Raw genomic sequence first — 15,125 nt, forward strand, 5'->3', positions numbered from 1 at the left:
ATCTCGGGTCGTGCCCTTTTCGTTTTGGGGGATCAGCCAGGCGTCGGAACCGCTTGGCGCAGCCCGGCCTCGAACCGTGCCAGCTCGCCGGTGCTCGGGCTGCGGCCTGTGTAGATCTCGACGTAATGCGGAATGCGCGAAAGTCGGGTTTCAAGGGTTTCCTCGGTGCGCATCGAGATATAGCCGATCTGAACGAGGTAGATCGTGCGGGCGCGGACATCGGCATCCACCACGTCATGGCCATGCGCGATCAGCATCGCGCGCAAGGCTTCTAACCGCTCCGCATCCGCCTGCGCCAGCCGTGCGGCCATCGTCGGATCGCTCAGCCCCCAGGCGCGCGCTGCATATTCAAGTCCCGCATCGAACCCGCCCGAAAGAAAACAGGCCAGAACGTTGAGCATCGCCTCGGCCTCGGTCTCCGCATAGGCGCGGGTGGCGGCCAGAAGCGGCGCGGTGGTCGCGGCGTCCCAAGCGGTCGCAAGCGCGTCGAGCAGCGCCTCGCGGTCCTTGAAGAACCAGTAGAAGGACGTGCGCGACAAGCCGAGCCCCTTGGCCAGAGGCTGGATCTTCACCGCATCCACCCCGCCCTCGATCAGCGCGGCTTTCGCGGCCTCCAGCCAGCCCTCGCGTGAGCCGCGCCAGCCGGTGTCTTTTTCGGGATCGGAAGTGGTGTCCATAACGGCAGTTTAGCCGTTTCGCGCGGCGCCCTCAAGAAAATGTTCACCTATGAACCTAAACTTGACACATGTGAACATTTTGTCAGACTGGCCGCGTAATCAGGAGATTCCCCATGTCCAGCGATCCGCTCCTTCAGCCCTATCAGCTCAAGCACCTCACGCTCCGCAACCGGTTCATGATCACCAGTCACGAGCCCGCTTATCCGGAAGACGGAATGCCGAAAGCGCGCTACCGCGCCTATCACGCGGAGCGGGCGAAGGCGGGGGTCGCGCTGACGATGACGGCGGGCTCGGCCTCCGTGGCGCGTGACAGCCCGCCGGTTTTCAACAATATCCTCGCGTGGAAAGACGAGGTCGTGGGCTGGATGAAGGAGCTCACCGACGAATGCCACGATCACGGCTGCGCGGTGATGATCCAGCTCACGCATCTGGGCCGCCGCACGCGCTGGGACAAGGCTGACTGGCTGCCGGTCGTTTCGCCCGGACATGAGCGCGAGGCGGCGCACCGGGCCTTCCCGAAAAAGGCCGAGGATTGGGACATCGCGCGGATCATCGAGGATTACGCCGATGCGGCCGAGCGGATGCAGGCGGCGGGGCTCGACGGGATCGAGTTGCAGGCCTACGGGCACCTGATGGACCAGTTCTGGTCGCCGCTGACCAATGATCTCGACGGGCCCTATGGCGGCTCGCTCGAGAACCGGCTGCGCTTCACCTTCGACGTGCTGGAGGCGGTGCGCAAACGGGTGGGGCCGGAGTTCATCGTGGGCGTGCGCTATACCGGCGATGAAGACCTCGAGGGCGGGCTGACCAAGGCCGACGGGCTGGAGATTTCGCGACGGCTGCGCGATAGCGGCATGGTTGATTTTCTCAACGTGGTGAAGGGCCATATCGACACCGATCCGGGCCTGACCGACACGATCCCGATCCAGGGGATGCGCTACGCGCCGCATCTCGATTTCGCGGGCGAGATCCGGGCCGCGACGCAATTCCCGACCTTCCACGCGGCGAAGATCCCCGACGTGGCCACCGCGCGCCATGCTATTGCGTCCGGCAAGCTCGACATGGTGGGGATGACCCGCGCGCATATGGCCGACCCGCATCTGGTCGCCAAGCTGATCGCGGGGCGTGAAGACGATATCCGGCCCTGCGTGGGCGCGAATTACTGCCTCGACCGGATCTATCAGGGAGGCATGGCGCTGTGCCTGCACAACCCCGCGACGGGGCGGGAGTTGGAGGTCGGGCACGGGGTCGATCCCGCACCCGAGCGCAAACGTGTCACCGTGATCGGCGCAGGGCCGGGCGGGCTGGAAGCCGCCCGCGTTGCTGCCGAGCGCGGCCATGCCGTCACCGTTTTCGAGGCGGCCGATCAGCCCGGCGGGCAGATCCGTCTGACCGCGCTGGACGAACGCCGCCGCGAGATGATCTCGATCACCCAGTGGCGCTACGAGCAATGCGCGAAGCTTGGCGTCACCTTCCGTTTCAACGAATTCGCCGAAGCGGCGGACGTGATTGCGACCGAGCCCGACGAGGTGATCGTCGCGACCGGGGGGCTGCCGCATACGGAGGTGCTCACCGAGGGGAATGATCTGGTGGTGTCGGCCTGGGATATCCTCTCGGGTGATGTGAAGCCGGGGCAGGACGTGCTGATCTTCGACGATGCGGGAGACAATCCGGGGCTTATGGCGGCCGACAGGATCTCCGCGACCGGGGCGAAGGTCGAGATCGTGACGCCGGACCGGGCCTTTGCGCCCGAAGTGATGGCGATGAACCTCGTGCCTTACATGCGCAACCTGCAGGGGCGCGACACGACCTTCACCGTGACCTGGCGGCTAACCTCGGTGAAGCGCGAGGGCAACCGGCTGCGCGCGACACTCGGCAGCGATTATGGGAGTTTCACCCGCGAGCGGCTGGTCGATCAGGTCGTGGTCAATCACGGCACGCGGCCGCTCGATGAGCTGTATTTCGATCTCAAGCCGCTCTCGTCGAACCTGGGCGAGGTGGATTACGACGCGCTCTCGACCGGGGGGGCGCAGGCGCTGCGACCCAATCCCGAGGGCGCGTTCCGGCTGTTCCGGATCGGCGATGCGGTGGCCGCGCGCAACACGCACGCCGCGATCTACGATGCGCTGCGGCTGGTGAAGGGGCTGTAGGGCGAAGGGCGGACGCTGCCCGGGTTGCTTGCGGCGGACCCGGGCAGATTATCGCTCGGGTCTCAGACCTCGACCTCTACTTCCCCGATCGGCTTCGAGCAGCAGGCGAGGATATAGCCCGCCGCTACGTCGTCTTCGGAGATGCCGCCATTGTGGACCATGTGCACCTCGCCCTTGAGCTTGCGGGTCTTGCAGGTGCCGCAGACCCCGAAGGTGCAGCCCGAGGGGATGACGATACCGGCCCGGCGCGCGACGCCCAGAACCGTATCGGCTTCGGTGCATTGCGCCGTCACGCCCGAACGCGCGAAATGCAGCTGCGCGCTTGCCGTCTTGTCCGGTATGAGATCGTCGGTTTCCGGCACCTCGTCGGCGGTCTCGGCGGGGGCCGCGAAGCTCTCCTGATGGTAGCGATCCATGTCATAGCCGAGCCCGATCAGCATCTCGCGCACCGCCGTCATGAAGCTTTCGGGTCCACAGCAATAGACCTCGCGTTCAAGGTAATCGCTTGCCATCAAACCGAGCATGATCTGGTTGAGCCGCCCGCGATAGCCGGTCCAGACCTGATAGGGATCCTCCTCGGAGACGATGAAATGCAGCTTCAGCCCCGGCACGCGCGCGGCCATGTTTTCCAGCCGGTTCCGAGCGATAATCTCGGAAGGGCGGCGCGCGCAGCTCACGAAACACACGTCGATATCGGTGCCGCGATCATAGAGGTAAGTGGTCATCGACAGCGTGGGCGTTATGCCCGACCCGGCCGAGATGAAGAGGTATTTCTTGCGCTCTTTCGGCGGCAGCGTGAAGACACCCGCCGGGCCCATCGCCTTGATCTTCATGCCCGGTTTCAGCTTGTCGAGCATCCAGCGCGTGCCGAGGCTGCCGTCCTGCGCCTTCACAGTGATCGTGATCCCGAGCGGGCGCGAGGGCGAGGACGAGATCGTGTAGGTGCGCCAGAGCGGGCCACCGGGGACCGGCAGTTCCAGCGTCAGGAACTGCCCCGGCAGGTAGCGAAACATCGCCCCCGAGGGGGCGACGAAGCTGAACGTGACGGTATTGGGCGCCTCGGGCACCACCGCGCAGCATTCGAGCGGTTCGGCATCGGTCCAGATCCCGGCATCGTCCATGGCGCTCATTTCGACATGCTCGCTCATCGCCTTACTCCGCTGCGAGGGTCGAGCGACCCATGTCCCGACCGGTAATCGCGCGGATCATCGAGTCCGCATACCAGTTCGAGAACTGGATCAGCCCGTCTTCGTGGCTTTGCGAATAGGGGCCGGGCTCGTAAGCGGGCGAGCGAATGCCGCGCTGGTTGTTCTCGACGACTTCGCGATCCTCGTCATTGGTGTGGAGCCAGACCTCGGTCAGACGATCAAGGTCATAATCCACCCCTTCGACGGCATCCTTGTTCACCAGCCAAGTCGTCTGCACCTCGGTCTGCATCGGGCTGATCGGGGTAACGCGGAAGGTGATCGAGTGATCGCCCAGGAAATGGTTCCAGGTCGAGGGGTAGTGGAATTTCACCAGCGTGCCCGCTTCGGGTTCGGTGATCCGGCCGAGCCGTTTCGCCACCGCCGGCTTGCCGTCCATCGTGTAGCTCTCCACCCCGTCGAGCAGTGGCATCCGCGCCAGCCGATACTGGCCCGCCGGGTCGAGCCGGAAGCGCGAAGGCGCACCGGCTGCCTCGAGCCGCTGGAAATGCTTTTCGATCATCGGGGGGAAGTTGCCATCTGCACTGACGCCGCTGATCGTCGGATCTTCCGGGTAGGTGCGGCACAGCGACGGGTGGTTGCCCGCGCAGTGATAGCATTCGCGGTTGTTCTCCCAGACGAGCTTCCAGTTGCCTTCCTCGATGATCGTCGATTGATACGCGACCTTCGCATTGGTCAGATCATGCGGCGCGAGATAGGGCTCGGCGAGCTTGGCGAACGTGTCGAAATCGGGGGCGTTCTCGGCCACGCAGATATAGACGAGCCCTGCGAGCACGCGGCAATGCACCGTCTTCAGCCCGTGTTTCGAGGCGTCGAAATCGGGCCCCATGTCGCGCGCCCACAGCAGCTTGCCGTCAAGCTCGTAGGTCCATTGGTGATAGGGGCAGACGAGCTTGGGATTGGTCCCCTTGCGGGTCTTGCACAGCACCGAGCCGCGATGGCGGCAGGAATTGTGGAAGGCGCGGATCACGCCATCCGAGCCCCGCACGATCACAACCGAATAGGCGCCGAGCTCGTAAACGACATAATCGCCGGTTTTCGGGATCTCGCAGGCGGGCATCACGAAGAGCCACTCGCGATACCAGAGGTTTTCAAGATCCGACTGGAATACGCCCGGATCGCAATAGAGCGCCTGGGGCAGGGAATGGGCCGGTTTCCGGCGCATCAGCAGGGAAAGGACATCCGGGTCGCGCAGCATGGGAGGTCTCCGTAGGAACCGGCGGGGAGGGCCGGGGGCAGGTTGCGACAAGCGGGCGCAAAGACCGAAAGGAATCCCGCACCTTGCCGACAAGTTTCCGCGCGCGCGAAAACTTGTCGGCGTCCGAAACGACATCCGGTGCGCCTGTCGCGACTTGGTCGACGCGCATGGAGGTGACTGAACCGCTCCGAACCGGGGGCGGCCCGCCCTTTTCCGGCGCGCCCTTGCCCCGGGTCCGTTATGCCGGTTCGAAAGGCGAACGGGCCTTGCGACCGATATGTGAAGACCTGATTTTTCCATGGGTTGCTCGGGAGACAGGGCGGGATTGCGCGCACCGATTGATGCAGGTCAAGGCCGCTTTTGCGGGGGCATGGCACTTGCTCTGACAAAGGAAACGCAAGGAGACCTCCCATGAGCTACAAGGCCAAGATCGATGAGATGCGCAACGAGCTGCGCGCAATGTACCGGGCGATTCCCGACACCACCGCGGGCTTTGGTACGCTGTCGAAAGCGGTGAAGGAAAATGGCCCGCTCGACGTGAAGACCAAGGAGCTTCTGGCTGTCGGTATGGCGATCGTGCTGCGCTGCGAGCCTTGCATCAACTTCCATGTCGAGGCGTTGATGAAGGCCGGTGCGACCCGTGAGGAGCTGGGCGATGTGCTGGGCATGGCGATCCAGATGGGCGGCGGTCCGGCGGTGATGTATGCCGGTCATGCGCTCGGCTGCTGGGACGAACTGGCCGCAGCCTGAGCCCTGCTCATCTTTCGAGTGCGACAAGTTGTCTGGCCCGCAGCGGAAGTTGCGGGCCGCTACGTTTCAAGGCCAGAATGGATTTTCTCAAAGGACAGGACCGATGAAATTTCTTGCCCCTCTCGCCGCTGCCATGGCTCTCGCGGCGGGCCCGCTTTTCGCTCAGGACGCCCCGGTTCCGGGAGTGGAATTCATGGCGCAATGGGATCTGAACGGCGATGGCAAAGTCACGCTGGAAGAGGCGCGCGAACGTCGCGGCGACATCTTCACCATGTTCGACCAGAACGAGGATGACAAATATTCCGCCGACGAAATCGCGATGATCGACGAGCACAAGGAACTGGAACGCGAGGCTGGCAAAGGTCCGGGTCACCAGCTCCCCGAAGGCATGCAGGCCGGTCAGGGTCAGGGCATGGGCCAGGGTCCCGGAAAAGGGATGGGCCCCGGCCAAGGTCCCGGCAAGGGCGGAATGGGCCCCGGGAAAGGCATGGGGCAAGGGATGGGCCAAGGCCCCGGTCAGGGCCGCGGTCTCGGGCCGGGCGGTAATGCGGCCTCGATCGCGGGTTTCGACGCGCCGGCTGCCGAAGGGCTGATGATCTTCGACACGAATGGTGACGGGGTGATCTCGCGCCAGGAATTCGTGGCGGGCACCGATCTTTGGTTCCGCATGCGCGACCGTAATGGCGACGGGGCGATCACCGAGGCAGATTTCGGCCCCGGTAACTGATCGCCGCGACTCCCCTTCGGAAACGGCCCCCGGCAAGGCTTTGCCGATCGCTCTCATTGGCCCGGTTGTCACAGGTGACAGCCGGGCCTTTGCATGAGAGGCTGAAGAAAAATCACGAGGAGGTGAGCATGGGACTCTCGCGCAGGCTGTTCGTGACCGGGGCGGCGCTAAGCCTTGCTGGATGCGGGGCGCCGCGTGGCCAGCAGGCAGAGTTGATGCGGCCCGCGATGCTCGCGGCCTCGAACTATCGTGCCGACGGAATTCCCGCACGGTTTGGCGATACCGATCCGCATGGCTGGGACGGGCTGACGCCCGCGAGCCTGCCGGTGCACGGCATCGACGCGGCGCGTTATCAGGGCGAGATCGACTGGCATCGGGCGCGTGGCGCGGGGGTTTCCTTCGCCTGGCTCAAGGCGACGGAAGGGGGCGATCACTCCGATCCGGGCTTTCGCGTGAATGCCGCGCGGGCGCGCGGTGCGGGCGTGCCGGTCGGCGCCTATCACTTCTACTATTTCTGCCGCTCGCCCGAGGAGCAGGCGCGCTGGTATATCCGCAATGTTCCCAAGCGTGCGGGAGATCTGCCGCCGGTGCTCGATATCGAGTGGAACCATACCTCGCCAAGCTGCCGCCGCCGCCCCTCCGCCAGCGAAGTCCGCGCCGAGATGCGCCGTTTCCTGGCCATCGTGAGCGAGCATTACGGCACGCGGCCCGTGATCTACACCACGGTCGATTTCTGGCGCGACAACGGGTTGGAGCAATTTTCGGGCTACGAGTTCTGGCTGCGCTCGGTCGCGGGACATCCGATGGAGCGCTATCCCGGCGCGCAATGGAGCTTCTGGCAGTATAGCGGCACCGGCGTCGTGCCCGGTGTGCCCGGCACGGTCGATATGAACGCTTTCGCGGGATCTCCCGGTGCCTGGGAGGGCTGGCTCTCGCGGAGGGCGCAGCGAGGGTGAAAAAAGGGCGGCCCCGTGCCGCCCTTGTCATCTGGGAACCCGCATCGCGCGATCAGGCCAGGGGCGCCCCCAGGCCCGGCATATAATTCAGCAGATCGCGCTGCTTGAAGGTCGCGCGCTTGTTCGGGCCAAGGGTGAATTTCGCCCCCACCGTGATGAAATCCGATGGGCCCGCATAGCCCTGATCGAAATGGCCGATGGTGCCGTATCGACGAGGTCCGAATAGCTCAGCGCGACCGTGCCGCCCACAAGCTCGGCGGCGGTGGAGACCTGCGGGGCGAGAGCGACAAGGGCCGCGGCGACGAGAGTGCTTTTCATCTGTCCTGCTCGGTTTTGGTTTTCTTACTCTCGCGCCTGTCATGCCGGGGACGATCGCCGCTCAACCGAAGTTTGCGTAAAAATGAAAAGCCCCCGAAACTTGTGTTTCGGGGGCCGCAAAATGTCGATCTGTCAGGCGCTTACTGCAACGAACGCACGTGGATTTCACCGTCCTTGGCGCTCTTGATCGCCGCCACGGCCGCGATCGAGGCGGCGGCAGTGGTGAAGTAGGGGATCTTGTCATAGAGCGCGACGGCGCGGATGTCGCGGCTGTCCGAGATCGCCTGGCTGCCATCGGTGGTGTTGAACACCAGAGCGATTTCGTCGTTCTTCAGCCGGTCGACGATGTTCGGGCGGCCCTCATAGACCTTGAGCACCTTCTCGGCTTTCACGCCATGCCCGGCGAGCCATGCGGTGGTGCCACCGGTGGCGATGATCGAGAAGCCCATCTCGATCAGGTCGCGCGCGGCCTGAGCCAGCTCGTCGGACTTGTCGGAGTCCTTGATCGAGAAGAAGACGCGGCCACCCTCGGGCAGGATCGTGCCCGCACCGAGTTGCGCCTTCCAGAACGCCGAGGGGAAGTCGCGATCCCAGCCCATGACTTCACCGGTCGAGCGCATTTCCGGCCCGAGCAGCGTGTCGACGCCCGGGAAACGCGCGAAGGGCAGCACCGCTTCCTTGACCGAGAACCAGGGCGTTTGCGGATCGGCCAGCGTGAGCGGATCGGCGAAGGGCAGCGGAGTGTCGGGGCCGACGCCTTCGGGATAGGGCGGGCGCGCCGGGAAGGCCGAGAGCTTCTCGCCTGCCATCAGCCGCGCGGCGATCGAGGCGATGGCCGAGTCGGTGGCTTTCGCGACGAAGGGCACGGTGCGCGAGGCGCGCGGGTTGACCTCGAGAACGTAGATCTCGCCATCCTTGATCGCGAATTGCACGTTCATCAGGCCGACCACGTTGAGGCCCTTGGCCATTTTCTCGGTCTGCACTTTCAGTTCGGCCACGGTCTCGGCGCTGAGCGAGTAGGGCGGCAGCGAGCAGGCCGAGTCGCCCGAGTGGACGCCCGCTTCCTCGATATGCTGCATGATGCCCGCGACATGGACGTTCTCGCCATCGCACAGCGCATCCACATCGACCTCGATCGCGCCCGCGAGATAGCTGTCGAGCAGGACGGGGCTGTCGCCCGAAACCACGACCGCGTCACGGATGTAGCGCTTGAGCTGGTCGAGGTCGCGCACGATCTCCATCGCGCGGCCGCCCAGCACATAGGAGGGGCGGATCACCAGCGGATAGCCGACGCGGCCTGCGATCTCGAAAGCCTCGGCGTCGGAATGCGCGATGCCGTTGACCGGCTGTTTCAGGCCCAGATCGTTGAGCAGCTTCTGGAACCGCTCACGGTCTTCGGCCAAGTCGATCGCGTCGGGCGTGGTGCCGAGGATCGGGATGCCTTCGGCTTCCAGAGCATTCGCGAGCTTCAGGGGCGTCTGGCCGCCGAACTGCACGATCACGCCATGCAGCGTGCCGTTGTCACGCTCGACGCGCAGGATTTCCAGCACGTGCTCCAGCGTCAGCGGTTCGAAATACAACCGGTCCGAGGTGTCATAGTCGGTCGACACGGTCTCGGGATTGCAGTTGATCATGATCGTCTCGTAGCCCGCATCGGTCAGCGCGAAACAGGCGTGACAGCAGCAGTAATCGAACTCGATCCCCTGGCCGATCCGGTTCGGACCGCCGCCAAGAATGACGACCTTCTTGCGATCCGACGGGCGCGCCTCGCATTCCACATCGCCCATCGCGGGGGCTTCATAGGTGGAATACATATAGGGCGTCTGCGCCTCGAATTCGGCCGCGCAGGTGTCGATGCGCTTGAACACGGCGGTGACACCGAGATTGCGGCGCGCACGGCGAACCTGCGCCTCGTCGCGGCCGGTCAGCTTGGCCAGGCGCGCATCCGAGAAGCCCATCATCTTGAGCTTGCGCAGACCCTTCTCGTCGAGCGGCAGGCCGTGCTTGCGCACTTCGGCCTCGGTTTCCACAATCTCGCGAATGCGGGCGAGAAACCACGGATCGAAAGCGGTCGCGTGCTGGATCTCGTCATCGGTCAGACCGTGACGCATCGCCTGCGCGATCAGACGGATGCGGTCGGGGGTCTGGGCCGAGATCGCCTTGATCACGGCGGCCTTCTCGGGCGCGCCCTCGATCTCGATCTCGTCGAAGCCGGTCAGGCCGGTTTCCATCGAGGCCAGCGCCTTTTGCACGGATTCGTGGAAGGTCCGGCCGATGGCCATCGCTTCGCCCACCGATTTCATCGCGGTGGTCAATTCGGGCTTCGAGCCTGCGAACTTCTCGAAGGCGAAACGCGGGATCTTGGTGACGACATAGTCGATCGTCGGCTCGAAGCTGGCCGGCGTGACCTTGGTGATGTCGTTGTCCAGCTCGTCGAGCGTGTAGCCCACGGCCAGTTTCGCGGCGATCTTCGCGATCGGGAAGCCGGTCGCTTTCGAGGCCAGCGCCGAGGAGCGTGACACGCGCGGGTTCATCTCGATCACGACCATGCGGCCGTCGGCGGGATTGATCGCCCATTGAACGTTCGAGCCGCCCGTTTCCACGCCGATCTCGCGCAGCACGGCGATCGAGCCGTTGCGCATGATCTGGTATTCCTTGTCGGTCAGCGTCAGTGCGGGAGCTACGGTGATCGAGTCGCCCGTGTGCACGCCCATCGGGTCGACGTTCTCGATGGAACACACGATGATCGCGTTATCCGCCTTGTCGCGGACGACCTCCATCTCGTATTCCTTCCAGCCCAGCAGGCTTTCATCGACGAGGATCTGCGCCATCGGCGAGGCATCGAGGCCCGAGCGGCAGATACGCTCGTAATCCTCGCGGTTATAGGCGACGCCGCCACCGGTCCCGCCCAGCGTGAAGGCAGGACGGATGATCGCGGGCAGGCCGATATGCTCCAGCTCGACCAGCGCCTGACGCACGCCTTCATTGATGTCGAAACGGCCGTCTTCGCGTTTCGGCGCGGTGATGATCGTGGCTTTCGGGTTCTCGATGCCCAGCCGGTCCATCGCCTCGCGGAACAGCTTGCGGTCCTCGGCCATCTCGATGGCGTCGCGGTTCGCGCCGATCAGCTCGACGCCGAATTTCTCCAGCACGCCCATATCGGCCAGCGCAAGCGCGGTGTTGAGGCCGGTCTGGCCGCCCATCGTCGGCAGCACCGCATCGGGGCGCTCGGCCTCGATGATCTTGGCGACCACTTCCGGCGTGATCGGTTCGATATAGGTGGCATCGGCCAGCCCCGGATCGGTCATGATCGTCGCGGGGTTGGAGTTCACGAGGATGACGCGGTAGCCTTCTTCGCGCAGCGCCTTGCATGCCTGGGCGCCCGAATAGTCGAATTCGCAGGCCTGCCCGATGACGATGGGTCCGGCACCGATGATGAGGATGGACGAGATGTCTGTTCTCTTCGGCATGGGAATCCCCTCTGATCGCTGCGCAAATTGAGGCGCTTTATACGCAACGACGCCCCGGTCGCAAGAGGGGTGAGCCGCGTTCCGTGCCTTTGCGCGGATCGGGGATGAGAGGCGCGGCCAGAGGCGCGTGCCCAAGGCGTCTTAATTCCGGGCGTTGGGCAAGACGCCCTCGCGTCGCCCCTTGATCCCCTTCGCCCCCTCGTCGATAGTCTGAGCGACCCAAACCAGCGGACAGGTCCATGAGCACCTCCGACGACACAATCCTCAAACAGGCCCGCCAGTTCATCGAGGCGATCCCCCATGCCCATGCCCTTGGTATGCAAATGGATTCGATCGGGCCGGGCACGGCCTCGCTTTCGATGGCTTATGATACGCGTTTCGTTGGCGACCCGCGCACCGGCGTCATTCACGGTGGCGCGGTCTCGGCGCTGATGGATACCTGCGCGGGCGCGGCCGTGATGAGCCATCCCGACGCAGGGGCGATCACCGCGACGCTTGATCTGCGCATCGACTACATGCGCCCAGCCAAGCCCGGCCAGCGCATCACCGCGCGTGCCGAATGCTATCATGTCACGCGCTCCGTCGCCTTCGTGCGCGCCACCGCCCATGACGAGGAGGAGGGCCTACCCGTCGCTGCCGCCACCGGCGCCTTCACCGTCACGCGTCGGGAGGAGAGTAAATGAGCCGTCCGAAGCCCGAACCCGTTCAGGCCGTCAAGCAACGCCGTGATGCTGCCCTGCGCATGCTCGTCGAGGGCGTGCCCTACACGCAGTTCCTCGGGATCCATTTCGACCGTCGCGGCGACGAGCTGACCGCGATCCTGCCTTTCGATCAGAAACTGATCGGCAACCCGATGCTGCCCGCGCTGCACGGCGGGGTGACGGCGGCCTTTCTCGAGGTCGCCGCGATCATCGAGCTGAGCTGGTCCTATCTGTGGGAAGATATCGAGGCAGGCCGGATCGATCCCGGAAAGCTCAATCCCGAAACGATGCCGCGCCTGCCCAAGACGATTGATTTCACCGTCGACTACCTGCGTTCCGGTTTGCCGCGTGATGCCTATGCGCGGGCGCGGGTCAACCGCTCAGGGCGGCGCTACGCGTCTGTCCATGTCGAGGCCTGGCAGGACAATCGCACGCGGCTCTTCGCGCAGGCGACCGGGCATTTCCTGATGCCCGCGCGCGATGCCATGCCCTCGGATGGCTGAAATCACCCATGCCCGCGTTCTGAAGATCGCGGGCCCGATCGTCCTGTCGAACGCTACGATCCCGATCCTGGGTGCAGTCGATACCGGCGTGGTGGGCCAGCTTGGTCTGCCCGCGCCTATCGGGGCGGTGGGGATCGGTGCGGTGATCCTGTCCTCGATCTACTGGGTCTTCGGGTTTCTGCGCATGGGCACGACCGGGCTCGTCAGTCAGGCGCACGGAACGGGGGACAGCGCCGAGGTCTCGGCGGGGCTGATGCGCGCGTTGATCATCGCGGGGCTTGCGGGGCTTGGCCTGATCTTGCTGCAAATTCCGCTTTTCTGGGCCGCTTTCCGTATCGCGCCCGCCAGCGACGAGGTGGAAAGCCTCGCGCGGACCTATCTCGGCATCCGGATCTGGGGCGCGCCGCTGACGATCTCGCTTTATGCCTTCACCGGTTGGCTGATCGCGCTTGAACGCACCCGCGGCGTGTTGGTGCTTCAGGTGACGATGAATGCGCTCAATGTGGGGCTCGACCTGCTTTTCGTGCTCAGCTTCGGCTGGGGCGTCGCGGGGGTGGCGGGCGCCACGCTGATCTCGGAGGTGGCCGGGGTCACGCTTGCGATCTGGCTGTGCCGCGCGGCCTTCGTGAACGGGCTGTGGCGGGCGCGCGCGATCTTCGACCGGGTGAAACTCGCCACGATGGCGCGGGTGAACACCGATATCATGCTGCGCTCGATCCTGCTGCAAGCGAGCTTCACCGCCTTTCTCTTCCTCGGTGCGGGGCAGGGGGATGTGACGCTCGCGGCCAATCAGGTGCTGCTGCAATTCCTCAACATTACCGCCTATGCGCTCGACGGCTTCGCCTTCGCAGCCGAAAGCCTCGTGGGGCAGGCGGTGGGTGCGCATTCGGTGCTGAGGTTGCGCCGCGCGGCGGTGGTTTCCTCGCAATGGGGCGTGGGCGGCGCGGTGCTTCTGGGCGCGGTGTTCTTCCTTGCCGGACCCTGGATCATCGACCTGATGACGACGGCCCCGCATGTGCGCGAAGAGGCTCGCGCCTACCTGCCCTGGATCGCGGCTGCCCCCCTGATCGGCATCGCGAGCTGGATGTTCGACGGCATCTTCATCGGCGCCACGCTCACCCGCGAGATGCGCAACGCGATGCTTCTTTCGGTCGCGGTCTATGTCGGCGCGCTGGCCCTGCTGATTCCGGCCCTGGGCAATCACGGGCTCTGGGCGGGGCTGATGGTGCTCAACGCGACGCGCGGGATCACCATGGCGCGGCTCTATCCCCGGGCGGAGATCAAGGCGCGCGGGGCGGGCTGAGGTCCCATTCCCCGCTTTCCCGCAAGGCCGAGGTTGCAAAGGCGGCGCGGCGCGGCTAACCCGTCACCCAAGAAAATTCCCGGGGAATGACATGCAAGAGCTTCGCGAGAAATACCTGAGCGCCGTGGCCGATGTGACCGACGAGGCCGCGCTGGAAGAGATCCGTCTGGCCGCCTTGGGCAAGAAGGGCGAGATCAGCCTGAAGATGCGCGAGCTGGGCAAGATGACCCCGGAGGAGCGTCAGACCACCGGCAAAGCGCTCAACGTGCTGAAAGACGAGATCGACGCGGCGCTGCGCGCGAAGAAGGCAGCGCTGGCCGATGCCGCCCTCGATGCGCGGCTGCGCGAGGAATGGCTCGACGTGACGCTGCCGGGCCGCCCGCGCCGTCAAGGCACCATTCACCCCGTCAGCCAAGTGATGGACGAGGTCACCGCGATCTTCGCCGATATGGGCTTTGCGGTCGCCGAAGGCCCGCAGATCGAAGACGACTGGCACAATTTCGACGCGCTCAACATCGCGCCCGAACACCCCGCCCGGCAGGAGCATGACACGTTCTTCATGCATCGCGACGAAGGCGACGACCGCCCGCCGCATGTGCTGCGCACCCATACCTCGCCGGTGCAGATCCGCGCGATGCTGGAGCAGGGCGCGCCGATCCGCGTGATCGCGCCGGGCCGCGTCTACCGCATGGACATGGACCAGACCCACACGCCGATGTTCCATCAGGTCGAAGGTCTGGCGATCGGCCGCGACATCTCGATGGCGAACCTGAAATGGGTGCTGGAGGAGTTCTGCAAGGCCTTCTTCGAGGTGGAGGGCGTCGAGCTGCGCTTCCGCGCCTCGCATTTCCCCTTCACGGAGCCCTCGGCCGAGGTCGATATCCGCTGCTCCTGGGAGGGCGGCTCGCTCAAGATCGGCGAGGGCGACGACTGGATGGAGATCCTCGGCTCGGGGATGGTGCATCCGAAAGTGCTCGAAGCCGCCGGGATCGACCCGAACGAATGGCAGGGCTTCGCCTTTGGCATCGGCATCGACCGCCTCGCAATGCTGAAATACGGCATCCCGGATCTGCGGGCGTTCTTCGAGAGCGACCTGCGCTGGCTGAAGCACTATGGGTTCAGCGCGCTGGATCTGCCGACGGTGGCTGGTGGGTTGAGCCGCTAATG

12 protein-coding genes are annotated in these 15,125 nt (G+C 64.9%); 8 read left to right on the forward strand and 4 right to left on the reverse strand.

The features are described from left to right. Positions 1–32: 32 nt before the first annotated feature. Positions 33–677 carry a TetR/AcrR family transcriptional regulator gene (locus TP2_RS11600; RefSeq protein ID WP_038077391.1) on the reverse strand — a complete coding sequence of 215 codons (645 nt, stop codon included), beginning with the start codon at positions 675–677 and terminating at the stop codon, positions 33–35. Between the two features lie 113 nt (positions 678–790). Here TP2_RS11600 and hpbA point away from each other — a divergent pair, with 113 nt between their 5' ends. Next, a complete protein-coding gene (gene hpbA, locus TP2_RS11605; RefSeq protein ID WP_038077395.1) occupies positions 791–2,827 on the forward strand; it encodes an N-methyl-L-proline N-demethylase HpbA in 2,037 nt (678 codons plus the stop codon). Between the two features lie 62 nt (positions 2,828–2,889). On the opposite strand, the gene TP2_RS11610 is transcribed toward hpbA, so the two are convergent. Then, positions 2,890–3,957 carry an FAD-binding oxidoreductase gene (locus TP2_RS11610; protein ID WP_038077780.1) on the reverse strand — a complete coding sequence of 356 codons (1,068 nt, stop codon included), beginning with the start codon at positions 3,955–3,957 and terminating at the stop codon, positions 2,890–2,892. A 22-nt stretch (positions 3,958–3,979) separates the two neighbouring features. Then, a complete protein-coding gene (locus TP2_RS11615) occupies positions 3,980–5,230 on the reverse strand; it encodes an aromatic ring-hydroxylating oxygenase subunit alpha (RefSeq protein WP_038077398.1) in 1,251 nt (416 codons plus the stop codon). Positions 5,231–5,641: 411 nt separating this feature from the next. On the opposite strand from TP2_RS11615, the gene TP2_RS11620 reads away from it, so the two are divergent. The 3 genes from TP2_RS11620 (at position 5,642) to TP2_RS11630 (ending at position 7,663) form a co-directional block, all read left to right on the forward strand. Continuing rightward, positions 5,642–5,980, forward strand: a complete 339-nt coding sequence (locus TP2_RS11620; RefSeq protein WP_038077404.1) for a carboxymuconolactone decarboxylase family protein — start codon at positions 5,642–5,644, stop codon at positions 5,978–5,980. Positions 5,981–6,083: 103 nt separating this feature from the next. Continuing rightward, positions 6,084–6,707, forward strand: a complete 624-nt coding sequence (locus tag TP2_RS11625; protein ID WP_038077405.1) for a hypothetical protein — start codon at positions 6,084–6,086, stop codon at positions 6,705–6,707. Between the two features lie 128 nt (positions 6,708–6,835). Further along, positions 6,836–7,663: a glycoside hydrolase family 25 protein gene (locus TP2_RS11630; protein ID WP_038077407.1), complete on the forward strand. Its 828-nt coding sequence runs from the start codon at positions 6,836–6,838 to the stop codon at positions 7,661–7,663. A 458-nt stretch (positions 7,664–8,121) separates the two neighbouring features. Here the strand turns inward: TP2_RS11630 and carB are convergent, their stop codons facing one another. Then, a complete protein-coding gene (gene carB / locus TP2_RS11635; protein WP_038077409.1) occupies positions 8,122–11,451 on the reverse strand; it encodes a carbamoyl-phosphate synthase large subunit in 3,330 nt (1,109 codons plus the stop codon). Positions 11,452–11,690: 239 nt separating this feature from the next. Here carB and TP2_RS11640 point away from each other — a divergent pair, with 239 nt between their 5' ends. The 4 genes from TP2_RS11640 (at position 11,691) to pheS (ending at position 15,123) form a co-directional block, all read left to right on the forward strand. Further along, entirely contained in the window at positions 11,691–12,134 is a 444-nt protein-coding gene (locus tag TP2_RS11640) for a PaaI family thioesterase (RefSeq protein ID WP_038077416.1), read from the forward strand. Next, positions 12,131–12,655 (forward strand): PaaI family thioesterase, encoded by a 525-nt coding sequence (locus TP2_RS11645; protein WP_038077420.1) that lies wholly within the window; start codon positions 12,131–12,133, stop codon positions 12,653–12,655. The genes TP2_RS11640 and TP2_RS11645 overlap by 4 nt, the downstream gene beginning before the upstream one ends. Continuing rightward, entirely contained in the window at positions 12,648–13,958 is a 1,311-nt protein-coding gene (locus TP2_RS11650; RefSeq protein WP_038077421.1) for an MATE family efflux transporter, read from the forward strand. The genes TP2_RS11645 and TP2_RS11650 overlap by 8 nt, the downstream gene beginning before the upstream one ends. A 91-nt stretch (positions 13,959–14,049) precedes the next feature. Continuing rightward, a complete protein-coding gene (pheS, locus tag TP2_RS11655) occupies positions 14,050–15,123 on the forward strand; it encodes a phenylalanine--tRNA ligase subunit alpha (RefSeq protein WP_038077426.1) in 1,074 nt (357 codons plus the stop codon). Positions 15,124–15,125 lie beyond the last annotated feature (2 nt).

Origin of the sequence: Thioclava pacifica DSM 10166 (assembly GCF_000714535.1) — a bacterium.
GTDB lineage: Bacteria > Pseudomonadota > Alphaproteobacteria > Rhodobacterales > Rhodobacteraceae > Thioclava > Thioclava pacifica.